The following is a 23,705-nucleotide window of genomic DNA, read 5'->3' on the forward strand; positions in this document are numbered from 1 at the left end:
CACCTTCATGTGCTTGTGTGGGGTTGGGCCGAGAAGAAGGAGAGACGGTGGACGTTCCGCGGCGGGCAACGCTCCGCACCGCCGATGTCGCCCTGGAGACCGGGTACTCGGTGCAACTGGTACGCGACCTGGAAAAACGCGGTGTTCTCCCGCCGGCGGTACGATCGAGCAACGGCTACCGCACCTACACGACGGTTCACGTGCACGCGCTCCGTGCCTACCGAGGACTCGCAAGTGCCCTCGGCCCCGTCGCTGCCCGGCAGATGCTCGCGGCGCTGGGCACCGCGACGCTCACGGAGGCAGCGGAGGCGGTCAGCGCGGCGCACGTGCGGCTCGCGCGGGAGCGGGAGGAGGCGCTCCGCGCGCAGTCGGCGCTGGACGCGATCCGAGCCGAGGCGGACGCGCCCGATAGCACGCACGAGAGCGACGCGATGACGATCACGGAGCTCGCCGCAGCGCTCGGCGTGCGCCCCTCGACCCTGCGGTTCTGGGAGGCGGAGGGGCTCGTCCTCCCCGAGCGCGTGACGTCCCTGCGCGCGCGGCGCTACGGTGTCGCAGCGATTCGGGGGGCCCGGATCGTCGCCGCTCTCCGCAGCAGTGGCCACGGCATTCCCGCCGTGCGCGAGATCTTGGGCTCCCTGTACCGGCCCGAAGGGCCGGAAACTCCCCGCCGTATCCTGCAGCGTCAACTGGAGGACATCGCTGCACGGACGGTGGCGCTGCTCCGAGCGGGGACAGATCTGTCCCACGTCGTTCTGGCCGGTCAGGGGGCCGGCGGCGCCCCGGAGGCTCCCCCGGACAGCGAGGGTGCCCAAGGGCCGGGAGAGGTGGGCGGTGCCGCGGCGTCGGCGAGGAACGAGCAGTCTGTGCAGGTCACTCCAGGCGGAGCCTGGAGTGCCCGGAGCCGGACTCGAACCGGCACGGCCACGTAGGCCAACGAGGTTTAAGCTCGCCGTGTCTGCATTCCACCATCCGGGCACCGGCTCCACGGGCCGCGCGGTGCCGACGGCGGCCCATCCCAGGGTGCGTCACGAGCTTATCCGCCCAGGCCCTGGTAACAACGGGGCAGGGAGGCGATGTTGTCTTGTTTTGAGGGAGAGCTGATGCGCCATCAGGCGCCGGGTCCCGCTCGGTGGCGCCGGATCGGCCGATCTCCCGCCGTGGAAATGTCGCAAACTCGCCCTTCCGCCGTTGGCTTCGCGGGCGTCCGGGCCGGGGCCGCCGGACGCCTGCCCCGGCCGCCGGGGTCGGAATCCGGCGGCCCGGCGGCCCGTCTCGCGTCCCGGGCATCCGCCGTCCGTGGGCCTGCGGGGGCGTGCCGCGTTCGGCCTCGGGGCGTCTCGGGGGAGGGGTCATCCGCAGGTAGGACACCGCCGGGGCGGGCGTACCCCGCAGGGGTGCACCAAGACCGGAGCAGAGGTTGACTCGCCGGGCCGATCGCGCGGGGACGATGGACGTGTCCGATCAACCGTCCGACAGGAGTCGTCCCCGTGACCACCACCACCCACCCAGGCGCCCCGGCAGCAACCGGTGTCGCAGCCGCCCGTGCCCTGGAGCTCTCCAAGGTCTACGGTGAGGGCGAGACCAAGGTGGTCGCGCTCGACCGGGTCACCGTCGACTTCCGCCAGGGCCAGTTCACCGCGATCATGGGCCCCTCCGGCTCCGGCAAGTCCACCCTGATGCACTGCATGGCCGGCCTGGACTCGGTCTCCTCCGGCTCGGCCCGCATCGGTGAGACGGAGCTGACGAAGCTGAAGGACAAGAAGCTCACCCAGATCCGACGGGACAAGATCGGATTCATCTTCCAGGCGTTCAACCTGCTGCCGACGCTGAGCGCGCTGGAGAACATCACCCTCCCGATGGACATCGCCGGTCGCAAGCCCGACAAGGAGTGGCTCGACACGGTGGTCCGGACGGTGGGGCTCGCGGACCGGCTCAAGCACCGGCCCAGTGAGCTGTCCGGTGGTCAGCAGCAGCGCGTCGCGGTGGCCCGCGCGCTGGCCTCCAAGCCGGACATCATCTTCGGCGACGAACCGACCGGGAACCTGGACTCGCGATCCGGGGCGGAGGTGCTGGGCTTCCTGCGGAACTCGGTCCGCGAGCTCGGCCAGACGGTGGTCATGGTCACCCACGATCCCGTAGCCGCCGCGTACGCCGACCGGGTCGTCTTCCTCGCCGACGGCCGTGGGGTGGACGACCTCGCCGGCCCGACCGCCGACTCGGTACTGGAGCGGATGAAGGGCTTCGACGGCAAGGGCCGCACGAGCTAGCACGAGCCGGTGCCGGCCCCGCTCCAGGGCTGGCCCGCCGGCCCTCCCGGCGCTCCGCCGGTGCCTCCCGGCGCCGGTCTCCGACATCCGCACACCACCACCCAGGATTCCCATGTTCCGCACCGCCCTGCGCAATGTGCTCGCGCACAAGGTCAGACTGCTGATGACCGTACTCGCCGTACTGCTCGGCGTGTCCTTCGTCTCCGGCACCCTGGTCTTCACCTCCACGATCTCCGAGGCCTACCAGAGGAGCTCGGAAGAGGGCTTCTCCCACGTCGATCTCGCCGTCGAGCCGCGCAAGCCGTCCGGCAACGGCGGCCTCGGCTCGGCTCCTGCGCTCAGCCAGGGTCTGCTGGACGAGCTCGCCGCGCTGCCCGGCACGGCCACCGCCACCGGCGACGCCTCCGGGTTCGCCGCGCTGGCCGACCGGGACGGCGAACTGGTCGGTGAGGGCTGGTCCACCCTCGGTGCCAACTACTGGGCAGGCCCCGACGGCGAGGGCCCCGACGCCCGTTACGCCATGGACGACGGCCGGGCCCCCCGCAGCGCGGGCGAGGTCGCGCTGGACGAGAAGACCGCCGAGCGCACCGGCTACGAGGTCGGGGACACCGTACGGATGTCGGTGAACGGTCCGGTCCGCGAGGAGAAGGTGACCGGCGTCTTCAGCACCGACGACGGCAATGTCGCCGCCGGCGGCACCCTCGTGCTCTTCGACACCGAGACCGCCCAGAAGCTGTGGACGGCCGACGGCGAGTTCGACCGGATCACCCTCACCGCCGCCGAGGGCACCAGCGAGGCCCAGCTCAAGAAGCAGGTCGAGGAGGTCCTCCCCGCGGACTCCGAGGCGGCCACGGGCGAGCAGCTCGCCGCCGAGCAGGCACGCGTGATCGAAGAGGGCATGAGCGTGATGAAGACCGTCATGCTGGTCTTCGCCGGTATCTCGCTGTTCGTGGGCGTCTTCATCATCGCCAACACCTTCACCATGCTCGTCGCCCAGCGGACGAAGGAGCTGGCCCTGCTCCGCGCGGTCGGTGCCAGCCGCCGCCAGGTGACCCGCTCGGTGCTCGCCGAGGCCCTGCTGGTCGGCGCGGTCGCCGGAGTGACCGGGCTGCTGGCCGGTATCGGGATCGCGATGGGCATGCGGGCACTGGTGGGAAGCCTCGCGGGGACGCTTCCCGACGGGCCGCTGATGGTCGGTACGGATGCCGTGGCGGGCTCCCTGCTGGTCGGTGTCCTCGTCACGGTGCTGGCCGCCTGGCTGCCGGCGCGCCGGGCGGCGAAGATCCCGCCGGTCGCCGCGATGAGCAGCGTGCACGCGACCGCCACCACCCGGTCGCTGGTCATCCGGAACAGCATCGGCTCGTTCCTGGTCGCGGCCGGTGCCGTGCTCGTCCTTCTCGGCACCTCGATGTCGATGGAGGACGGCAAGTTCCCGATGGGCGCCGGCGCGGCGCTGACGGTGCTCGGGGTGTTCGTCCTGACGCCGCTGCTGTCCCGCCCGCTGATCGCCTCCGTGGGACCGCTGCTGCGGGGCTTCGGGGTGTCGGGCAAGCTCGCCCGCCAGAACGCCGTGCGCAGCCCCCGCCGCACCGCCGCGACCGCATCGGCCCTGATGATCGGTCTCACCCTGATCACCGGCCTCACGGTGATCGCGGGCAGCGCCCAGCAGGCCATCGAGAAGATGGCGGTCCAGTCGCTCAAGTCCGACTACATGATCAGCATGGCGAACTACTCGCCGCTCTCCCCCGAGGTGGAGAAGATCCTTGCCGAGAACGACAAGGTCACGGCGATCAGCCCGATGAACGACTCGTTGGCCCGGGTCGACGGTGACTTCCACTCCCTCACCGGAGTCAGCGGCGAGGACATCACCAAGGTCACCGACCTGTCGTTCACCGCCGGTTCGGCGGACGACCTGGCGGGCAATCGTGTGATCACCGACGAGGCGATCGCCGAGGAGGAGGGCTGGAAGGTCGGATCGACCTTCCCGGTGACCTTCGTGGACAACAAGAAGGGCGAGCTGACGGTCGCTGGTGTCTTCGAGGGCAATCAGGTGCTCAACGGCATCATGCTGGACACCGCCACGCTGGCTCCCCACGTGGCGGAGGTCGGCACCAGGCAGCTGCTGGTGCGGACCGAGGGCGGAGTGAGCGAGGAGGCGAAGTCCTCGCTGGTCGACAGCCTCGGCAACAATCCGGCCGTACTGGTCCAGGACAAACAGGACGTCTCCGACTCCATCGCCGGGAGCATTTCCCTGATGCTGAACATGCTCTACGGGCTGCTCGCGATGGCCGTGATCGTCGCGGTGCTCGGGGTGGTCAACACCCTGGCCATGTCGGTCTTCGAGCGGTCGCAGGAGATCGGGATGCTCCGGGCCATCGGTCTCGACCGCCGGGCGGTGAAGCGGATGGTGCGGCTGGAGTCGGTGATCATCTCGCTGTTCGGCGGGGTGATGGGCATCGGGCTGGGCGTCTTCTTCGGCTGGGCGGCCGGGCAGGTGATCGGCGACTCGCTCGGCACCTACGAGATGGTGCTGCCCTGGGGCCGGATGGGCGTGTTCCTCGCGCTGGCGGCACTGGTCGGAGTGCTCGCCGCGCTGTGGCCGGCCCGGCGGGCGGCACGGATGAACATGCTCGCCGCCATCAAGTCCGAGTAGGACCGGCGGCCGGGCCGCGCCGGGAGGCGACGGGCCGAAGCGACGGCGGCCGGTGGCCCGCGTCCCGCGGGACGCGGGCCACCGGCCGCCGTCGTGTGCGGAAGAGGGCTTCAGCCGGCGCGGCTCTCCCGGGCCGGGGGCGCGGGGTCCTCGGCGGCGACCTGGCGGCGCCGCCGGTGCCGCAGCAGCGCCCACGGGCCCCGGGCGGCCGTCACCTCGGTACCGCCCTCGGCCGCCGCGGCGGCGGCCGCCCGCGCCACCGGCAGCAGTCCCTCCCGGCGGGCGCGCTCCGGGGTGGCCTCCGGCCACAGCCCGAGCCCGGCGCACAGCGTCGGCAGCATCGCCATCGCGGCAGTGGCGTACCCCTCGGCGGACGGGTGGTAGTGGTCGGGGCCGAACAGCTCGCGCGGGTTCGCGGCGAACTCCGGGCCGAGCAGGTCGCCGAGGGAGACCGTCCGGCCGCCCAGCTCCACCACGGCGATGGTCTGGGCCGCCGCCAGCTGGCGGCTCATCCGCCGGGCGAGCCAGCGCAACGGCTGGCCCACCGGTTCCACCGAGCCCAGGTCGGGGCAGGTGCCCACCACGACCTCGCTGCCCGCCGCCCGCAGCCGGCCCACCGCCTCGGACAGGCAGCGCACCGAGGTGCCGGCCGGCATCCGGCCGGTGACGTCGTTGGCACCGATCATCACCACGCAGACGTCCGGCGCCTGTTCGCGTGCGCCGAGCACCATCGTCACCTGGCGTTCCAGGTCGTTCGACATCGCTCCGGAGAGCGCCACGTTCCGCAGTTCCACCGGCCGTTCCGCCACGGCGGCAAGGCCGGACGCCAGCAGGGCGCCCGGAGTCTGCCGCGCCTTGTGCACGCCCTGCCCGGCGGCCGTGGAGTCGCCCAGGAAAGCCAGCCGCAGCGGGTTTCCGTCCCGGGCGGCGAAGGCCGTCCCGTAGGTTCCGTCGGCCATCGGGGGCTCGTCGTCGGAGCCGCCGACCTTCCGTTTCGCCAGTTCCACCTCGGCGAGCAGCACGCCGATCGCGGCCCCGCTCAGCAGTCCGATGCCCCCGCTTCCGTACGCCGCGGCCGTCGCGATCCGTCGTGCCACCCTCGCGCTCGGCATATGCCCGGTCCGCCTCCCGTTCGCCCGTCCGGTCGGCGTCGATCGCCACCGGCCCGTGTCGCGTGTCCCGTCCGGAGCCCGTGTCCGGCGCCCGCACCACCCGTCTGTCTCCTTGTTGCCCCGCGCACACCGGTGTCCAACGCGCCCCGCGGCAGCGGTCGCCCCATAGGCTTCGGTGCAGGGCCCGCGACCGCGGTGACCCCGAGGAACGCGGAGACCACAGTGCAGTATCACGAGTCGATGATCGAGCTTGTCGGCAACACCCCGCTGGTCAAGCTGAACAGTGTCACGTCGCCCGCCGGGGCCACCGTCCTGGCGAAGGTGGAGTACTTCAACCCCGGAGGGTCGGTGAAGGACCGCATCGCGGTCCGGATGATCGAGGCCGCCGAGCAGTCCGGCGCGTTGCGGCCCGGCGGGGTGATCGTGGAGCCGACCTCCGGCAACACCGGGGTGGGGCTGGCGATCGTCGCGCAGCAGAAGGGGTACCGGTGCGTCTTCGTGTGCCCGGACAAGGTCTCCACCGACAAGATCAACGTGCTGCGGGCCTACGGGGCGGAGGTGGTGGTCTGCCCGACCGCCGTCGATCCCGACCACCCCGACTCCTACTACAACGTCTCCGACCGGCTGGTCCGCGAGACGCCGGGTGCCTGGAAGCCCGACCAGTACAGCAACCCGGCGAACCCGCGCTCGCACTACGAGACGACCGGCCCGGAGCTGTGGCGGCAGACCGACGGCCGGATCACCCACTTCGTCACCGGCATCGGGACGGGCGGGACCATCTCCGGCACCGGGCGGTACCTCAAGGAGGTCTCCGGCGGTGCGGTCCGGATCGTCGGCGCGGACCCGGAGGGCTCGGTCTACTCGGGCGGCTCCGGACGCCCCTACCTGGTCGAGGGGGTCGGTGAGGACTTCTGGCCCAGTGCCTACGACCGGGAGGTCACCGACGAGATCGTCGCGGTCTCCGACAAGGACTCCTTCCGGATGACCCGGCGGCTCGCCAAAGAGGAGGGGCTGCTGGTCGGCGGCTCCTGCGGGATGGCCGTGGTGGCCGCCCTGGAGGTCGCCGCCCGGCTGACGCCCGAGGACGTCGTCGTCGTGCTGCTCCCGGACAGCGGCCGCGGCTATCTCTCGAAGATCTTCAACGACGAGTGGATGGCGGACTACGGCTTCCTGGAGGAAGGCGAGCCGACCACCGCGCGGGTGGCGGACGTGCTCCGGTACAAGGAGGGCCCGATGCCCTCGCTGGTCCACATGCACCCGGACGAGACGGTCGGCGAGGCGATCGACGTACTGCGTGAGTACGGCGTCTCGCAGATGCCGATCGTCAAGCCCGGCGCCGGGCACCCCGACGTGATGGCCGCCGAGGTCGTCGGCTCGGTGGTGGAACGGGAGCTGCTGGACGCGCTGTTCACCACCCGGGCCGCGCTGTCCGACGCGTTGGAGAAGCACATGAGCCCCCCGCTGCCGCAGGTCGGCTCGGGCGAGCCGGTCGCCGACCTGATGGCGGTGCTCGAAGGCGCGGACGCCGCGATTGTCCTGGTGGACGGCAAGCCCACCGGAGTGGTCAGCCGGCAGGACCTGCTCGCCTTCCTGGCCCGCGGCGCGAAGTGAGCGTGCCGCCGGTCCCGCGGTGGACGCCCGCGATCCGGGGGCGTCCACCGCGGGACGCGGGGGTGACGTATCGGACCGAGAGTGTCACGGCACCGCAAGGTCGGGTTAACACCCGTCGGGCACTGTAGGGGGTGTCGGCAAGGAGGCCGACGCGCATACGGCACCAAGGACTTCCGGAGCGGCTCCCGGACCTCCCTTGGTCGCCCGGACGCACCACCCGGTCCTGACCCGGCGTGCGTGCGTCCCCCCGCGGGGATCGCCGTCGTCCCGCCCCTGGTGGCAGCACCGGGGTGCGGCGGTCCCCGCGACATCCTCGTCCCCGGGCCCTTGCCTCCGGGCCCCTGAGTCCCCGGACCTCCGCGTTGAGGACCTTCGCTTCCGGGTGCCCGTACCCCGGGTGCGGCGGCGGTCGGCCCGTGCCCGGCGGCTCAGCCGCGGTCGTCCTGCCGACGCGCTCCCCACCCCCACTTGCCTGGTTGCATGGACTCATGCAGAGTCGGGGTCCTGTGAATGGCTCGGCGGGGAACAGGTGGACGGTGTGAGTGGTGCCGGGGTGCGGTTGCAGCGACTCTTCGAGGGGTACCGGCTGACCCCCACCCAGCGGCGGATCGCGCAGTGCATGGTCCGCAGGGCCGGGGACGCGCCGTTTCTGTCGAGCGTCGAACTCGCCGAACTGGCCGGCGTGAGCCAGCCCTCCGTCACCCGGTTCGCGGTCGCTCTCGGGTTCGACGGCTACCCGGCGCTGCGGCGGCACCTGCGCGAATCCCCCCGCACGGCCGAGGAGCACGGACAGCCCGAGCAGCCCGACGGCCCGCAGCCCGGCAACGCCTACCAGCAGGCGGTGCACGAGGAGATCGAGAACCTGCGGCTGCTGGCCGCCCAGCTCGCCGACCCCGCTCCGGTGGCCGCGGCCGGCCGGATGCTGGCGGAATCCCGTCCGCTGCCCGTGCTCGGGCTCCGCGCGGCCTCGGCCCAGGCGCGCGGCTTCGCCTACTTCGCCGCCAAGGTGCACCCGGACGTGCGGCTGCTGGACGAGGGCGGCACGCTGCTCACCGACCGTGTCGACGCGGCCGTACGGGCCGGTGCCCGGGCGCTGCTCTGCTTCGCGCTCCCGCGCCACCCGCGCGAGGTGGCCGAGGCGCTCGCCCACGCACGGGCCGCGGGGCTGCGGGTGGTGACGGTCGCGGACAGCGCCTTCGCCCCCGTGGCAGACCCCCGCGACGTGCTGCTGCCCGCCGCCGTCGGTACCGGGCTGGCCTTCGACACCGCCTGCGCTCCGATGCTGCTCGGCCGCGTCCTGCTGGAGGCGATGTGCGACCACCTGCCGGAGGCGCAGTCCCGGCTGGAGGAGTTCGACGCGCGCGCCCTCGCGCGCAATCTCTTCCTGGGCTGAAATCCTCACCCGGGCCAGGGCGAGCCCGCACCCGACCCGAGGCCGCGTCCGCTCCGGGCGGCCGCCGGGGCAGCGGCTCGGCGGGCGCCCGGGACGGGCTTCCAGACGCCGGGGCGCGGCACGCCGCTCGCGCCGCTGGTCGTGCCGTCGGAGGAGAAGGCGCCGGCGGAGGAGAAGGCCAGGTCGGCGAAGCGGGTGCCGATGCGGCGGTGCGTGGCGGCGTCCGGGTGGAGGCCGTCGGGCAGCGGTAGTTCGGCGGCGTCCGCCTCGCCGTAGAGGGCGCGGCCGTCGAGGTGGTGCAGGTGCGGGTCGTCGGCCGCCCGCTCGGCGGTGATGCGGGCCAGCTCCTCCCGGACGACGTTCAGGGTCAGCTTCCCGCTCGCGCGGTCCTCCGGGTCGCCGCCGGCCCGGAACCGGAGCTGTCCGGTCGCGAGGCTTTCGGGATCAGGAACGCTCGGGCCGGGGGTGTCCTCGTGGATCGGGCACAGCAGGGGCGAGACGACGAGCAGAGGGGTGGTGGGGTGCCCCTCGCGGAGGGTGTCGAGGAAGCCGTGCACCGCGGGGCCGAAGGCGCGCAGCCGCATCAGGTCGGTGTTCACCAGGTTGATGCCGATCTTGACGCTGATCAGATCCGCAGGCGTGTCCCGGAGTGCGCGGGCGGTGAACGGGTCGAGCAGCGCGCTGCCGCCCAGGCCCAGGTTGACCAGGTCCACGCCACCGAGCGAGGCGGCGAGCGCGGGCCAGGTGGTGGTGGGACCCCGCGCCCCCGAACGCGCCTACCTCGTCACCGAACGGGACGGCCGCCCGACGGCTCTCGCGCTGCGCCGCCCGGCGCTGACGCCCCCCCACCAGCGCCCTCGCGACATGTGTTCGATCTGCCTCACGCCCCATGCCGGCGTCGTCCTGACGGTGGCGCCGCGGGCGGGCAGGGCGGGGAAGGAGGGCAACTCGGTGGGTGTGCACCTGTGCGGCGACCTGTGCTGCTCGCTGTACGTGCGCGGCAGGAAGGACCCGGGCGGCGGGCGGCTGCACGAGACGCTCACCGAGGACGAGAAGATCCGCCGGACCGCCGGCAAACTCGCCGCCTTCGTCGCCAGGGTGACCGACTGACGTCGCGGGCGGTCCCCTGCCCGCGGCTCAGCCGCCGAGTCCCGCTCCCGGCGGGTTGCGCAGTGCCCGCCGGACGGGCAGCTCGACGGCGGCGAAGGTGACGGCGGCGACCACCGCCGCGAGCGCCGGCAGCAGCCAGAGCGGCCCTGCGGGCCACGGGCGGTGCAGGAAGCCCAGCCCCACGAACACCAGCGGCAGCACCGAGAGCAGCACGCCGGAGCCCAGCGCCGCACCGCACAGCAGCGCGGCCTCCCGCCGCATCATCGCCCGGATCTGCGCCGGGAGCGCGCCGATCAGCCGCAGCGCCGCGATCTCGCCCCGGCGCCGCGCGGTGGCGGCCACCAGCTTGTTCGCGGTCCCGAGCACCAGGTATCCCAGCAGTACCGCCAGCACGGCGATATTGATCCACAGCTCCGGCGGCACGGCCCCGGGACCGTCGTCCCCGGTAGCGGCACCGCCGTCCTCGACGACCAGACCCGGCCGGGACGCCGCGAGCTCCTCCAGCCCGCGCCGGGCCGTGCCGCTGCCGTCGGTGCGGACCAGGACGCGCTCCGCGAGCCCGCTGGTGCGGTGGCCGTCCGCCAACTCGCGGGAGACCACCACCGGACCGAAACCGAGCCCGCGGGCGTACGTGGCCGCCACCCGGGCCTCGACGCGTGCCCCGTCCCCGAGCACCAGCTCCACCGTCCCGCCCACCGAAGCGCCGAGGGACGCGGCCGTCCCCGCGTCCAGGGCGACGCTGCGGCCGGTCAGCTCCGCGAGGCTCCCCTCGCGGACGTCCGGATCGAGCACCGCGGGCGCCGAGGCGTCGAGGACGAAAGCGGGCCCGCTGCCCACCTGCGTCTCCCCCAGCACGCGGTGCTGCCACAGGACGGTCGTGGTGGACACCGGGCTCGCGGCCCGCACTCCGGGCACCGACCGGACCGGTGCCAGCAGCTCCTCGGAGACCCCGCCGAGGCCGGGAGCACTCAGCGCGAGCTGCGCCCGGGTGCCGTCGTGCATCTCGTCGGCGGCGGCCTGCACCGTCGTCGTCCGGGCCAGCGTGTAGGTCAGGGTGAAGACCACGACCATCGCCAGGGCCGAGACGGCTCCGGCGGTGCGCAGCGCGTAGCCGTGGCTGTTCCGCAGGGCCAGCCAGCCCGGTGCCGACCGGGGGGCCGGCAGCCGCCGGGCGGCGAACCCGCTGAGGCGGCCGATCAGGGCCGGGCCCGCCAGCCCCAGGCCGATCGCCGCCAGGACACCGGCCACGGCGGTGGCCGCCGCGCCCTGCTCCGACCGGTCGGCCAGCGGCGCCACCGAGGCCGCGGGAGCCGCCGCCAGCAGCAGCATCCCGGCCAGGGTCCGCCGTGACGACGGTGTCCGGGGCTCGCTGTGCGACTCGGCGACGGCCTCGGTGGCCGGCAACCGCGACACTCGCCAGGAGGCGCCCCGGGCAGCCGACTGGACCACGGCTGCGAGCAGCAGCAGCGCCGCCAGCGCGGGCAGCGGGCCCATGGTCAGCGGCAGGGCCTCCGGAAGCATCCCGGCGGCGACCAGCAGCCGCCGGAACTGCTCGGCGAGCGGGTAGCCGAGGGCGAGGCCCGGCATCGCGGCGGCCCCGGCGACCAGCGAGGCCTGGCCTGCGGCGAGCCGCCGGATCTGCCGCGGTGTCGCTCCGACCGCCCGCATCAGGGCGAGTTCGCGGCGCTGGGCCTCGGTGGAGACCGCCAGGCCGCTGGCCGTGACGAAGCCGACGACGAGCACGGTGATGCCCGCCAGCGAGGCGGCCAGGACGGGCAGCAGGTACCGGGCGGCAGCCGCCGCCGGCGCACCCGTGTCACCCAGCTCGGCCCCGGTGGAGGTGACCAGGTCCTCGGCGCGCGCGAGTTCCGCCACCTCCGCCGCCACGTCCGCAGCGGCTCCGGGGGCGGCGCGTACCGCGACCAGGTCGACGACGTCGCGGGGGACGCCCTGCCGGGCGGCGAGGCCGGACGCGGTGCCGTCGGCGAAGAACAGTCCGCTGCCGGCCCCCGCGACCACGGCCGAGACCCGGTAGGAGGCCGACCGGCCGGCCGCGCTCAGCACCACCCGGTCGCCCGGTCCCGCACCCGCGGCCCGCGCCGACGCGTCGCCCAGCGCGACCTCGCGGGCGCTGCTCGGCGGCTCGCCCTCGACCCGGGCCCCGTCCAGCAGCGCGACCGAGGACCAGCCGTGCCCGTCGGCCGACGGGTCGGCACCGGGCACGAGCCGGCCGCGTCCATCGAGCGGCGCCGCCGGGAAACTCAGGTCCCCGACCGCGGTCGCGACGCCGGGCAGCCGCGCCACCCGGTCCGCGAGGTCCGCCGGGACGCGGGCCCGTTCCGGCAGGGCGAGCGGCAGGTCCCCGTCCGGCCGGAACACCTGCTCGGCCGTGACGACGACGTCCGCACCGCCGAGCCGTCCGGCGGGGAGGTGGGAGCGCAGGCCCGACTCGGCGAGCACACCGACCGCGGTGAGCAGCGCCGCCCCGCCGAGGACGGCGCAGGCGACGGCCACGGCGGTGGCCACGCGGTACCGGACCATGCGCAGGGCGAAGTGCAGCATCGGCTAACTCCTGTCCCGCACGTCACCAGACGCGGCCCGGCACACTCCGGCCGCGCAGGCACTGCCGGGCACCCCCGCCGCACCGGAGGCCTCCGTGGTCCCGACGATCCGGCCGTCGGCCATCGACGTCGTCCGGTCCGCCCAGGCTGCGGACTCCGGGTCGTGGGTGACCATCACCACCGTCTGGCCCAGGGCGTCGACCAGACCGCGCAGCAGCCCGAGCACCTCGCGGGCGGTGCGCAGGTCCAACGCACCGGTCGGCTCGTCGGCGAAGACCACCGAGGGGGACGCCACCAGCGCCCGGGCGATCGCCGCCCGCTGCTGCTGACCACCGGAGAGCTCCGCCGGACGGTGCGTCAGCCGGCCGGTCAGGCCCACCCGTGCCACGAGTTCCGCCACCCACTCCCGGTCGGGCTTCCGGCCTGCCAGCCGGAGCGGCAGCGTGATGTTGTCCGCGACGTCGAGCGTCGGCAGCAGGTTGTAGGACTGGAACACGAAGCCCACGTGCTCTCTGCGCAGTTCGGTGCGGCGGGTCTCGTCCAGACCGCCGATCTCCACGCCGCCGACGAAGGCCTGTCCGCTGGTCGGCGTGTCCAGGCCGGCGGCGCAGTGCATCAGCGTGCTCTTGCCGGAGCCCGAGGGGCCCATGACGGCGGTGAACGTCCCGCGGCCGACCGTGAGCGACACGTCGTCGAGCGCGCGTACGCCGCCGGGATAGGTCCTGGTGACACCGACCAGGGCCGCTGCGGGCGCGGCGGCCTTCAAGGCGCCGGCGGCGGTCCCGGTCACGGGCGCCGGTGCCGGTAGTGGTGGACGATCAGGGCGGTGGCGAGGCCGAGGACGACCACCCCGAGCCCGACGCCGACCAGGACGTGCGCGGTGGAGGTGGAGGCCACCGCGTTCCCGGCGGCAGCGATGATCAGCAGCACCCACAGTACCGGGCGCAGCATGCCGCGCCCGGCCCCGTCGAGCCGCGCCGGCTCCGCTGTCCCCTGCTCGGCCGCCGGACGGGCGCCGGGCCCTGCTTCGGTGATGCGGTACGGGTCGGACACGGTGTGCTCCTTCGTCGGTGAGGTCCGGCCGGGCCGCGTCGTGCGGCCTTTCCGAGCTGTTCACGACGCTACGGAGATCCGACCCCGTCGCCGATCCCGCCGCCTGGCCTCCTCGGGGTACAGCAGGCTGTACTCCTTGCTTCCCGACGCGGCGAAGGCGTCCGCGGTGCTTTAACGTCACTGCTCCAGGGAACGGAAGGCCCGGAGGTCCAGGGAACGGAAGGCCCGGAGGGAGCCGGTTGTGGAGAGGGAGGCGAGGACGACGCCGAGGACCGGGGCGAGGCGTGCGAGCGGCACGGAGGCGCCGTCCGGACCGGCGCGTGCGAGCGGCACGGCAGCCTCCGCCGGCCCGTCCCGCCGCCGGGAGTACCTCGCCGCCCGCCCCCGCGCCACCCTGGACGCGCTCGAACACCTCGTCGGCGGTCTGGGCACCGCCGTCCTCGCCCTCACCACGCTGCTGTGGCTGCTGGTCGTCGCGCTGACCAGCCTGGCAGGGGTGGGCCTGCTGCTCGTGCCCGGCGCCCTGCGTGCCCTGCGCGCCGCCGCCGACCGGGAGCGCGGCCGCCTCTCCCGCTGGGGCCCCGAGGTCGTCGGCCCGGAGCCGGGACCGACCGGTCTCTGGGCCGCCGTCCGCGACCGGGCGACCCGCCGCGAGCTGGGGTGGCTGGCGGGCCACGCCACGCTCGGCTTCCTGCTCGGGCTGCTCGGGCTGACCCTGCCGCTCAGCGCGGTCCGCGACGGCATCTTCCCGCTGTGGTGGCCGCTGGTGCCCGAGGAGGCCGCCACCGACTCGTTGACCCTCTGGCAGGTGCAGACCCTGCCCGGCGCGCTCGCCGTCAGCCTGCTGGGCCTGGGGTGGTTGCTCCTCGCCGTCGCCGCCGCCCCGGGCATGGCCCGTCTCCAGGCCTGGCCCGGGCGCCGGCTGCTGGCGCCCCCGCCCGGCACCGACCTCGCCCTGCGCATCGCGCAGCTCACCAGCACCCGGGCCGCCGCCCTGGACGCCCACGCGACGGAGCTGCGCAGGATCGAACGCTCGCTGCACGACGGCACGCAGAACCGGATCGTGGGGGTCACCGTCCTGCTCGGCGCGGCGCGGCGCGCGCTGGTGCGCGACCCGGCCGCCGCCGAGCAGGCGCTGGAACGCGCGCAGAGCGCCGCCGAGCAGGCACTCGTCGAACTGCGTGCGGTGGCCCGCAGCATCCTGCCGCCGGGACTCGGTGACCGCAGCCTCGGCGACGCGCTCAGCGCGCTCGTCTCCGGTTGCCCGGTCCCGTGCCGCCTCGACGCCGACGTCCCCGAGCGGTGCGCGGTCTCGGTGGAGGCCGCCGCCTACTACGTGGTGGCCGAGGCGCTCACCAACATCGCCAAGCACAGCGGTGCCGCGCACGCCGCCGTGACGGTGCGCGTCCGGGACGGACAGCTACTGCTGCGCATCACCGACGACGGCCGCGGCGGCGTGGACGAGAGCTCCGGTTCCGGCCTGCTCGGCATGCGGCGTCGGGTCGAGGCCCACGACGGAACACTGGAACTGGACGGCCCGCCGGGCGGGCCGACCACCATCGAGGTGAGGCTGCCATGCGGATCGTGATCGCCGAGGACGACGCCCTGCTGCGCGAGGGGCTCGCGCTCCTGCTGCGCGCGGAGGGACTGGACGTGGTCGGGACGGCAGCCGCCCCCGAGGGCCTTCTGACCGCGGTCGACACCCACCGGCCGGACGTGGCGATCGTGGACGTCCGGATGCCGCCCACCCACACCGACGAGGGCATCGTCGCTGCAGTGGAGGCCCGGCGCAGGCACCCGGAACTGGCCGTCCTGGTGCTCTCCGCGTATGTCGAGCAGGCGTTCGCGACGGAACTGCTCGGCCAGGGCGGCGCCCGGCTCGGCTACCTGCTCAAGGAACGCGTCGGCCGGGTCGAGGAGTTCCTGGACGCGCTGCACCGGGTGGCCGGCGGCGGGACCGCCATCGACCCCGAGGTCGTCGGCCAACTGCTCGCCCGCTCGCGGCCGGACGCCCGGCTGGAGCGGCTGAGCCCGCGGGAGCGCGAAGTCCTGGCGCTGATGGCCGAGGGGCTGGGCAACGGCGCCCTCGCGGAACGGCTCGTCGTCACCGAGGGAGCCGTCCACAAGCACATCCGCAACATCTTCGCCAAGCTGGACCTCTCGCCCGTGGACCGCACCGACCGTCGTGTCGCCGCCGTCCTGCACTACCTGGAGAACGCCCCCACCCGGTCCTGACTGCCGACACGTCGGAGGGGAGGCGGGTGCGGCCGCGGGCCCGCCCGGGGACGGGTGCCGGACTGGCTTCAGCGGCCGGTGGCGCCCGCAGCGGCGTGCAGGCGCGGCAGCAGCTCCGCCGCGGCCCGTACGGCCCCCGGCTCGCCCGTCGCCCGGACCGCCTCGGCCAGGTCGTGGCCGGTGACCGCCACCTGGTCGCCGACGGTGAACACATCGGCCTCCGGCAGCGGGCGGGGCGGACGCCCGGGACACTCGCAGCGCTGGGCGAGCTCGGCCATCTCCCCGGCCAGCGCCAGCCCCTCGGCCGCCGCCCCGCGGAGCAGCACGCTCTGCGGCGCCGCGCGCAGGCGGTCGGCGAGCCGGCCCACCGCGCGGAGCAGTTCGGTCACGTCAGCTTCCTCCGGCATGCCGCAAGCCTATGCGGGACCGGGCGCCGCTCTCCGCACCGGTGCCGCGGCCCCGGGCCCCGACATGCGGGAGGGCCCGCACGGCGCACGCCTGACGCACGCCGTGCGGGCCCTCCCGCGAGGTGGCTTGCGGCCCGTCGGGGACCGGGGCCGTGCGCCGGCCCTACGAGTCGCTGGCGAAGATCCAGGCCAGACGCAGGAACTCGAAGTAGATCCAGGCCAGGGTCACGGTCAGACCGAAGGCGGCCAGCCAGGACTCGTCACGCGGCGCGCCGTAGGCGATGCCGTCCTCGACCTGCTTGAAGTCCAGGGCGAGGAAGAGCGACGCGATGCAGACGCCGGCGACACCCATCAGGATGCCGATCCAGCCGGTGCGGAAGCCCATGCCGTCCCCGGCGCCGAAGAGGGCGAAACCGAGGTTGACCAGCGAGAGCACCGCGTAGCCGATGCCGGCGGCGAGGGCGAACCGGGTGAAGCGGCGGTTCACCCGGATGATGCGGGTCTTGTACAGGAACAGCACCGCGGCGAAGACCGCCATGGTGCCGATCACCGCCTGCATCGCGGCGCCCGGGGCCCACTGGTTGATGAAGTTGCTCATCGCACCGAGGAAGATGCCCTCGAAGACCGCGTAGGTCAGGATGAGCGCCGGGGAGGCCTTCGGCTTGAAGGCCTGCCAGAAGCCGAGCCCCATCGCGACGAGCGCGGCGACGATGGCGATGCCCAGGGGCAGGTTGAGGGCCCAGGCGACCGCCGCACCGGCGACCACGGTGCCCAGCGTCATGCCGGTACGGGCGACGACGTCGTTCATCGTCATCCGGTCGGACTGCGGGGGCGCGGCGGGGAAGCCCGGCGCCGTCTGCGCTTGGGCGTAGGGGTTGTTCGCGTACGGGTTGCCCGCGGGTGCTCCCTGGGCGTAGGGGCTCCCGGTCTGCGGCTGACCGGCCCGGAAACCGGCCTGCCCGCTCCGATTGGGCCCCCGACGCGAGAAGACCGGGTTGCTGCTCCTCATCTCACTCCTCCATGGCCGTACGGCACGGCCTTCTCCACCAGAGTAATGCGTTAGCAAAGACTGCACGCTAGTGCACTGCCTCGAACGAGGGAAAGGGGCTTGATTGTTCCGTGCCCCGTCCGCAGGACAGGTGTCCGGCGAACGGGTCGCCGCGCACCGTCCGCGGCCTGCGGCGCGCTGCGAGCCGTGTCACACGCCCGGAGCCGTGACCTTCGCGCTACGCGCGGGTAGCTTCCCTCTCAGTTCCAGACCCGCAGTGCCGCACCCCTCCCCAGGAGCCGACATGCCCGAAGCAGTGATCGTTTCTGCCGCCCGCTCACCCATCGGCCGCGCCTTCAAGGGGTCGCTCAAGGACGTCAGGCCGGACGACCTGACCACCGGCATCGTCCGTGCCGCACTGGACAAGGTGCCCGGCCTCGACCCGCGGGACATCGACGACCTGATGCTGGGCTGCGGTCTGCCCGGCGGCGAGCAGGGCCACAACCTGGGCCGGGTGGTCGCGGTGCAGCTCGGCATGGACCACCTGCCGGGCTGCACCGTCACCCGCTACTGCTCCTCCTCGCTCCAGACCACCCGGATGGCGATGCACGCGATCAAGGCGGGCGAGGGGGACGTGTTCGTCTCGGCGGGGGTCGAGGCCGTCTCGCGCAGCGTCAAGGGCACCTCCGACGGCATGCCCGACACCCACAACCCGCTGTTCGCCGACGCCGAGGCCCGTACCGCGGCGCGGGCCGAGCAGGGCGGCGAGGGCTGGACGGACCCCCGCGAGGAGGGGGCGGTGCCGGACGTCTACATCGCGATGGGCCAGACCGCAGAGAATCTGGCCCGGGTCAAGGGCGTCACCCGCCAGGACATGGACGAGTTCGGCGTCCGCTCGCAGAACCTCGCCGAGAAGGCGCTCGCGGACGGGTTCTGGGAGCGCGAGATCACGCCGGTGACCACGCCCGACGGCACCGTGGTCGAGAAGGACGACGGCCCGCGGGCAGGAGTCACGCTGGAGGGCGTGCAGGGGCTCAAGCCGGTGTTCCGCCCGGACGGCATGGTGACCGCGGGCAACTGCTGCGCCCTCAACGACGGCGCCGCCGCCCTCGTGATCATGTCCGACGTGAAGGCCCGCGAGCTGGGGCTGACGCCGCTGGCCCGGATCGTCTCCACCGGCGTCTCCGGTCTGTCGCCGGAGATCATGGGATACGGGCCGGTGGAGGCCTCGAAGCAGGCGCTCGCCCGGGCCGGCCTGTCGGTGGGGGACATCGACCTGGTGGAGATCAACGAGGCCTTCGCCGCCCAGGTCATCCCGTCCTACCGGGACCTGGGCATCGACCCGGACCGGCTCAACGTCAACGGCGGAGCCATCGCCGTCGGCCACCCCTTCGGCATGACCGGCGCCCGCATCACCACCACTTTGATCAACTCCCTCCAGTGGCACGACAAGCAGTTCGGCCTGGAGACCATGTGCGTGGGCGGCGGCCAGGGAATGGCGATGGTGATCGAGCGTCTGAGCTGAACCGCAGCGCAGCGGAGGTGAGGCGGAAGTGCGTGGGTGGGTGTGGTGCGTCTGAGCTGAACCGCAGCGCAGCGGAGGTGCGTGGTGGGGGTCGTCCGGAGCGGGTGCGGGCGGCCCCCACTCGTGCGCGGGTGCGGGCCCGCCGGCTCGCCCGTGCGCCCCGGCGGGCCCGGGGGATGAGGGTCTGGTGCTGCTGTGACTGGTGGGACTGGTGAGACGCACGTCACCTTTCAGGGGGCCGCGTTCACCCTTGCCGGGCCCCTCCGTCCCGAAGGCGCCTGACGGTAGCGGAGTTGGTGCGGGCAGTGACCGCGCACTCCGGGGTGGCCGATACCAACTGCCCGTCGTGTCCGGCAATGTGACACCTGTCACGGTGATGCGCCGCCGATGCGGAATGGCCCCCAGGATGTGATGTTCACCCTTCATCTATCATGTCGTTCCTGGTCAGGGCGTTGCGGCTCCGATGGCTCGAATTTTCGACTGCCCCTTATGTGGCATTTTCTGCGATGGTCGAGAGGTACGACGGAGAAAGCTGAGGTAGGAATTCAGGGGGCCGAATCCGATGGGAGAACGTCAGTGAGCGCCATATCCCTCACCCTGCTACTTGCCGCCGGTGCGGCGGCCGGTTTCGGCGGGGCCGCACTGCTCGCCGTCCGCGGGCTGCGCCGTGAAGTGACCGGGCTGCGCACGGAGCTCGCGGCCACCGCGGTGGCGGTGCCGGAGCCGCGGCGCGCCCCCGTCATGGAGGACGTGCGGTCCGCGGTCGCCGACGCCCTCGCGGATGAGCGCGAACGGGAGTTGGCCGAGGCCCGTGCGTTCTGGGCGGCGCAGGAGGCGCGCGAGGTGGACCTGCTGGACGCCCCGGCTTCCGCCTCGCCCCCGGAGTACTTCGCACCCGCCGACGACGGGTGCGAGGGGCAGGGGGACGTCCGCAACCCCCGCGACTACGAGGTGAGCGCGATCGACGCCGCGCTGCTCGACGCGCTGCTCAAGGAGGCACGGGAGGCGGACCCCTTCCTGCCCTGCCAGACGGACCGGGACGCAGCGGATGCGGCGGCCCCCGTCGAGCCGGGGCCCGAATCCCCGGAGATGGCCGCAGCCCGGCGCCGGCACCCGTCCGACCCGCGGTTCTCGCTCTCCGGTGAGCCGGTCGAGGACCTGGGCGCCGCCGCCGACCCGGCGGGTCACGAGCGGACGGTGCGGCGGCTCGCGGAGCTGGCCGGTGCCGGGACGGTGCTGACCGACGTGCGTCCCGGGCCGCTGGGCACCCTCGACGTCTACGTCTTCGCCGACGGCACCACCGTCTGCATGTCGCCGGGGCACCGGGAGACGGCCGACCGGTTGGCCGAGGCGCTGCGGGACGGCGAGAACCCGGTCCTGCTCGGTGGCTCGGGCGTCTCCGGCGCCTTCGCGCTCACCTTCTCCTGCGGCGAGGAGTCGCTCTACGTGCTGGCCGACCGGCTCATCGCGTCCCTGTAGTGCCCTGCGGGCGGGCCCCTCGAAGGCCCGCTCCGGCTCCGGGGCGCGCGTCCGGCACCCCGTGAAGCCGGAACGCCCCCGCGCCCCGCGAGCCCATCGCCCCGCACGCCCCGCCGCGCTCCCGGCGGGGCGTGCGGGGCGTCCGGGCCCTTGTGCTCCCGCCACGTCCCCTGCTCCCGCCCCTGCCCCACAACGGCACCCCGCGGTCCGGCCCGCCCCCGCCGGGGCGGCTCAGGGCTCCGTGAGGCCGCTCAGGGCGTCCGGCAGGTCGCCGCCGGACTCGGCGACGAGGGACTCCGTCGTCTGCGGCTCCCGCACCGTCGCGAAGTCGACCGAGCCGGACCCGCCGACCCGGAACCCGTGCACGCCGGGCCTGGGCAGGCTGTTGTACCCGAAGGGGTTGGAGAAGTAGTACGCGCCGGTGTCGGCCAGTGCGACCAGGTCGCCCGCCTCCAGTGGCGGCAGCTCCCGGCCGCGGGCCACCAGGTCTCCGGCGAAGCAGCAGGGCCCGGCGACGTCCTGGGTCACCGGGCGCCCCTCCTTGGGGCGCCCCTGCGCGTCGAGGGCGAAGACCCGCAACGGCCAGGAGTCGGAGTGGAAGACGGTCCGTACGGCGAGCTGCACCCCGGCGTGGGTGACGGCGATCGGCCGGCCGCCCGCGGACTTGGCGTACTCGACCCTCGCGAGGACGGTGCCCGCCTTGGCCAGCAGTGAGCGGCCGAACTCGGTGACCAGGCCGTACCTGCCGTCGAACAGCCCGGGGACCCGGTCGCGGAGCAGTCGCGCGTACGCCGCGAACCCGGGGTCGACGGCGTCGGAGTCGAAGTTGACCGGCAGGCCGCCGCCGATGTCCAGGCTGTCCACCTGCTGCCGGCCGACGGTCCGGTTGATCTCCTCGGCCAGTTCGTACGCCGCCGCCACCCCTGCGGCCATCAGCTCCAGCGAGACGCCCTGGGAGCCGGTGTGGGTGTGCACGCGGGTCAGCCAGGGGCGGTCGGCGTACGCCTGGAGCACCCACTCCCGGGCGCCGGGGTCGCCGAGCGCCACGCCGAACTTCGAGGTGCTGGTCGCGGTGCTCATCGCGTCGATCGCCCCGGCGCCCAACTGCGGGTTGACGCGCAGCCCGAGCGGCGCGGTCGGCGTGCTGCCGCTGCCGATCAGGGCGTCCAGCCTGGTGAGTTCCTGCGGGTTGTCGGCGTTGAGGGCGATGCCCGCGGACAGCGCTTCGCGCAGTTCGTCCTCCGTCTTGATGGGGGAGTCCAGGACCGTGCGGGAGGCCGGGACCCCGGCCGCCCGGGCCAGGGCGAGCTCGCCGGGGCTGGCGACCTCGCAGCCGATGTCCTCCTCGTCCAGCAGCCGCAGGACCGGTACCAGGGAGGCCGCCTTCACCGCGAAGGTGTGCCGGACGGGGTGTTCCGGTGCAGCGACCTCCGCGAAGGCGCGGTGCAGGGAGCGTGCCGCGGCCCGCACGGTCGCCACGTCGAGGAGTCCGGCGACCGGCCGCCGCCCGTCGACGACGCCCTGCGCCACGGCGGCACGCACCGCGAGTCCGCGCCGTTCGGCCAGGCCGGCCGCGTCGTCACCCCCGTCGGCACCCGCGCCGGTGCCGGCGCCGTGGACGCGGCCACGGTGGTGCTCGGGGCCGGGGCCGGGGCCGTGCTCGCGACCGTCCTTGCGGTCGTGCTCGTCGCCGTGCTCGGGGTGCGGGCCGCGTGCGGGGCCGTCGGCGTGGTCGGCCGCGGACTCGGGCGCGGGGGTGCGGGCGGGTGCGGTCTCGTCGTGGGCCATGGCGTCAAGCCAAACACGGAGGCCCCCGGAACGCCGGAGCGGACCCTGTTGACTAGTTCTATTCACTCCGTACGGTGGTTGAATAGTTCGAGCCGGTGAGGTGTGAGGGAGGCAGGGACCATGGCAGGACCGCGACCCGTGCGGGCGCCGCGCGGCACCCGGCTGAACACGCTGGGGTGGCAGCAGGAGGGCGCGCTGCGGATGCTCCGGAACAACCTGGACCCGGAGGTGGCCGAGCACCCGGACAAGCTCGTCGTCTACGGCGGCACCGGGAAGGCCGCGCGGGACTGGCACTCCTTCGACGCCATGGTGCGCACCCTGGAGACCCTCAAGGACGACGAGACGATGCTCGTCCAGTCCGGTCGGCCGGTGGGCGTGATGACCACCCACGAGTGGGCGCCCCGCGTGCTGCTGGCCAACTCCAACCTGGTCGGCGACTGGGCGAACTGGGAGGAGTTCCGGCGCCTCGACAGCTCGGGCTGACCATGTACGGGCAGATGACCGCGGGTTCCTGGATCTACATCGGCACCCAGGGCATCCTCCAGGGCACCTACGAGACCTTCGCCGCGGTCGCCGCGAAGCGTTTCGGCGGCACCCTGGCCGGCACCGTCACCCTGACCGCGGGGCTCGGCGGCATGGGCGGCGCCCAGCCGCTCGCGGTCACCATGAACGACGGCGTCGCCCTCTGCGTGGACTGCGACCCGCGGGCCATCGAGCGGCGCATCGAGCACGGCTACCTCGACGTGCGCGCCGACTCGCCCGAGCACGCGATGGACCTCGTCACCGAGGCCCGCGACCGTCGCAGACCGCTCTCCGTCGGCCTGCTCGGCAACGCGGCAGAGGTGCTGCCGCGGCTGCTCGCCGCGGGTGCGCCGATCGACATCGTCACCGACCAGACCAGCGCCCACGACCCGCTCAGCTACCTGCCGCTCGGCGTCGGGTTCGCGGAGATGGCCGACTACGCAGCCAAGGAGCCCGCCGAGTTCGCCCGGCGCGCGCAGGAGTCGATGGCCCGGCACGTGGAGGCCACGGTCGGGTTCCTCGACGCGGGCGCTGTCCACCGACTGCAACCCCGGCTCGTCCTTCACCAGCTCGATGCCGTTCTGCCTGGCGGTGGCGGTGCGCGAGATGGGCATGACGCCCGACGAGGCGGTGTGGTCGGCCACCACCACCGGCGGTGCCGCCGCGCTGCGCCGCACCGACGTCGGCCGCCTCTGCCCCGGGGCGCGGGCGGACGCCGTACTGCTCGACGCACCGAGCCATGTGCACCTCGCCTACCGTCCCGGCGTGCCGCTGGTCACCGACGTCTGGCAGCGCGGCCGGCACACCCGCGTCCGCTGACCGGCCGCCCCGGCCCGTGCCGGGGCGGCGACAGGCCGGGGGCCGACTGCGACGAGCAACGGGACCGGAAACTTTCAGTACCGGTGAGCGGCCTGCACCCGGCAGCACGCCTCCGCCGGTCGGCCGGGCAACCGTCCGACCGGGACACCGCAGCCGTGCACCGCCGCACCCGTGGAGCC

General features: G+C 73.9%; 16 protein-coding genes, 1 tRNA gene and 4 pseudogenes. 12 read left to right on the forward strand and 9 right to left on the reverse strand.

All coding sequences use genetic code 11. The features are described from left to right. Positions 1–47 precede the first annotated feature (47 nt). Complete coding sequence (locus H300_RS29200; RefSeq protein ID WP_486583679.1) at positions 48–932, forward strand: MerR family transcriptional regulator; 885 nt, start codon at positions 48–50, stop codon at positions 930–932. Here the strand turns inward: H300_RS29200 and H300_RS0109790 are convergent. After that, positions 896–978, reverse strand: a tRNA-Leu gene (locus H300_RS0109790). The two genes, H300_RS29200 and H300_RS0109790, sit on opposite strands and share 37 nt — an antisense overlap. 512 nt (positions 979–1,490) lie before the next feature. On the opposite strand from H300_RS0109790, the gene H300_RS0109795 reads away from it, so the two are divergent. Together H300_RS0109795 and H300_RS0109800 are read left to right on the forward strand one after the other, a co-directional pair. After that, positions 1,491–2,270: an ABC transporter ATP-binding protein gene (locus H300_RS0109795; RefSeq protein WP_028427292.1), complete on the forward strand. Its 780-nt coding sequence runs from the start codon at positions 1,491–1,493 to the stop codon at positions 2,268–2,270. 112 nt (positions 2,271–2,382) lie between these two features. Then, a complete protein-coding gene (locus H300_RS0109800; RefSeq protein ID WP_028427293.1) occupies positions 2,383–4,923 on the forward strand; it encodes an ABC transporter permease in 2,541 nt (846 codons plus the stop codon). Positions 4,924–5,033: 110 nt separating this feature from the next. On the opposite strand, the gene H300_RS0109805 is transcribed toward H300_RS0109800, so the two are convergent. Then, positions 5,034–6,035: an SGNH/GDSL hydrolase family protein gene (locus H300_RS0109805; protein WP_037979735.1), complete on the reverse strand. Its 1,002-nt coding sequence runs from the start codon at positions 6,033–6,035 to the stop codon at positions 5,034–5,036. A 222-nt stretch (positions 6,036–6,257) separates the two neighbouring features. Between H300_RS0109805 and H300_RS0109810 the strand changes: the two genes are divergently transcribed. Further along, positions 6,258–7,646 carry a cystathionine beta-synthase gene (locus H300_RS0109810; protein ID WP_028427295.1) on the forward strand — a complete coding sequence of 463 codons (1,389 nt, stop codon included), beginning with the start codon at positions 6,258–6,260 and terminating at the stop codon, positions 7,644–7,646. 538 nt (positions 7,647–8,184) lie between these two features. Next, on the forward strand, positions 8,185–9,039 hold the full coding sequence (locus tag H300_RS0109815; RefSeq protein ID WP_028427296.1) for a MurR/RpiR family transcriptional regulator: 855 nt from the start codon (positions 8,185–8,187) through the stop codon (positions 9,037–9,039). Positions 9,040–9,044: 5 nt separating this feature from the next. On the opposite strand, the pseudogene H300_RS26015 reads toward H300_RS0109815, so the two are convergent. Further along, positions 9,045–9,809, reverse strand: a pseudogene (locus tag H300_RS26015) (GDSL-type esterase/lipase family protein); the annotation flags it as partial. Here H300_RS26015 and H300_RS26020 point away from each other — a divergent pair. Further along, a pseudogene (locus tag H300_RS26020) lies at positions 9,796–10,149 on the forward strand (FBP domain-containing protein); the annotation flags it as partial. The pseudogenes H300_RS26015 and H300_RS26020 overlap by 14 nt on opposite strands. 27 nt (positions 10,150–10,176) lie before the next feature. Here the strand turns inward: H300_RS26020 and H300_RS0109830 are convergent. The 3 genes from H300_RS0109830 to H300_RS0109840 are packed head-to-tail and all read right to left on the reverse strand — an operon-like array spanning position 10,177 to position 13,763. Next, the gene (locus tag H300_RS0109830) at positions 10,177–12,711 is read right to left on the reverse strand and encodes an FtsX-like permease family protein (RefSeq protein WP_028427299.1); all 2,535 of its coding nucleotides are present in this window, start codon (positions 12,709–12,711) and stop codon (positions 10,177–10,179) included. Between the two features lie 3 nt (positions 12,712–12,714). Then, entirely contained in the window at positions 12,715–13,500 is a 786-nt protein-coding gene (locus H300_RS0109835; protein ID WP_051269851.1) for an ABC transporter ATP-binding protein, read from the reverse strand. Next, positions 13,497–13,763, reverse strand: a complete 267-nt coding sequence (locus H300_RS0109840) for a hypothetical protein (protein WP_028427301.1) — start codon at positions 13,761–13,763, stop codon at positions 13,497–13,499. The genes H300_RS0109835 and H300_RS0109840 overlap by 4 nt, the downstream gene beginning before the upstream one ends. A 241-nt stretch (positions 13,764–14,004) precedes the next feature. Here H300_RS0109840 and H300_RS0109845 point away from each other — a divergent pair, with 241 nt between their 5' ends. Both H300_RS0109845 and H300_RS0109850 read left to right on the forward strand, forming a co-directional pair. Next, positions 14,005–15,351: a sensor histidine kinase gene (locus H300_RS0109845; RefSeq protein ID WP_078515857.1), complete on the forward strand. Its 1,347-nt coding sequence runs from the start codon at positions 14,005–14,007 to the stop codon at positions 15,349–15,351. Next, positions 15,339–15,998 carry a response regulator transcription factor gene (locus tag H300_RS0109850; RefSeq protein WP_028427303.1) on the forward strand — a complete coding sequence of 220 codons (660 nt, stop codon included), beginning with the start codon at positions 15,339–15,341 and terminating at the stop codon, positions 15,996–15,998. The genes H300_RS0109845 and H300_RS0109850 overlap by 13 nt, the downstream gene beginning before the upstream one ends. 68 nt (positions 15,999–16,066) lie before the next feature. Here H300_RS0109850 and H300_RS26025 read toward each other — a convergent pair whose 3' ends face one another. After that, the gene (locus H300_RS26025) at positions 16,067–16,405 is read right to left on the reverse strand and encodes a hypothetical protein (protein ID WP_486583680.1); all 339 of its coding nucleotides are present in this window, start codon (positions 16,403–16,405) and stop codon (positions 16,067–16,069) included. Positions 16,406–16,568: 163 nt separating this feature from the next. Next, positions 16,569–17,414 carry a Bax inhibitor-1/YccA family protein gene (locus H300_RS0109860; protein WP_028427304.1) on the reverse strand — a complete coding sequence of 282 codons (846 nt, stop codon included), beginning with the start codon at positions 17,412–17,414 and terminating at the stop codon, positions 16,569–16,571. A 283-nt stretch (positions 17,415–17,697) separates the two neighbouring features. On the opposite strand from H300_RS0109860, the gene H300_RS0109865 reads away from it, so the two are divergent. Both H300_RS0109865 and H300_RS0109870 read left to right on the forward strand, forming a co-directional pair. Beyond that, the gene (locus tag H300_RS0109865; RefSeq protein WP_028427305.1) at positions 17,698–18,918 is read left to right on the forward strand and encodes an acetyl-CoA C-acetyltransferase; all 1,221 of its coding nucleotides are present in this window, start codon (positions 17,698–17,700) and stop codon (positions 18,916–18,918) included. Positions 18,919–19,494: 576 nt separating this feature from the next. Further along, positions 19,495–20,397: a hypothetical protein gene (locus tag H300_RS0109870; protein ID WP_028427306.1), complete on the forward strand. Its 903-nt coding sequence runs from the start codon at positions 19,495–19,497 to the stop codon at positions 20,395–20,397. Positions 20,398–20,628: 231 nt separating this feature from the next. Here the strand turns inward: H300_RS0109870 and H300_RS26030 are convergent, their stop codons facing one another. Then, entirely contained in the window at positions 20,629–22,185 is a 1,557-nt protein-coding gene (locus tag H300_RS26030; RefSeq protein ID WP_078515858.1) for a diaminopimelate decarboxylase, read from the reverse strand. A gap of 120 nt (positions 22,186–22,305) precedes the next feature. Between H300_RS26030 and hutU the strand changes: the two are divergent. Together hutU and H300_RS29995 are read left to right on the forward strand one after the other, a co-directional pair. Then, a pseudogene (gene hutU / locus H300_RS26035) lies at positions 22,306–23,240 on the forward strand (urocanate hydratase); the annotation flags it as partial. Beyond that, positions 23,230–23,526, forward strand: a pseudogene (locus H300_RS29995) (amidohydrolase family protein); the annotation flags it as partial. The pseudogenes hutU and H300_RS29995, both read left to right, overlap by 11 nt. Positions 23,527–23,705 lie beyond the last annotated feature (179 nt).

Source organism: Streptomyces sp. TAA040 (assembly GCF_000424845.1).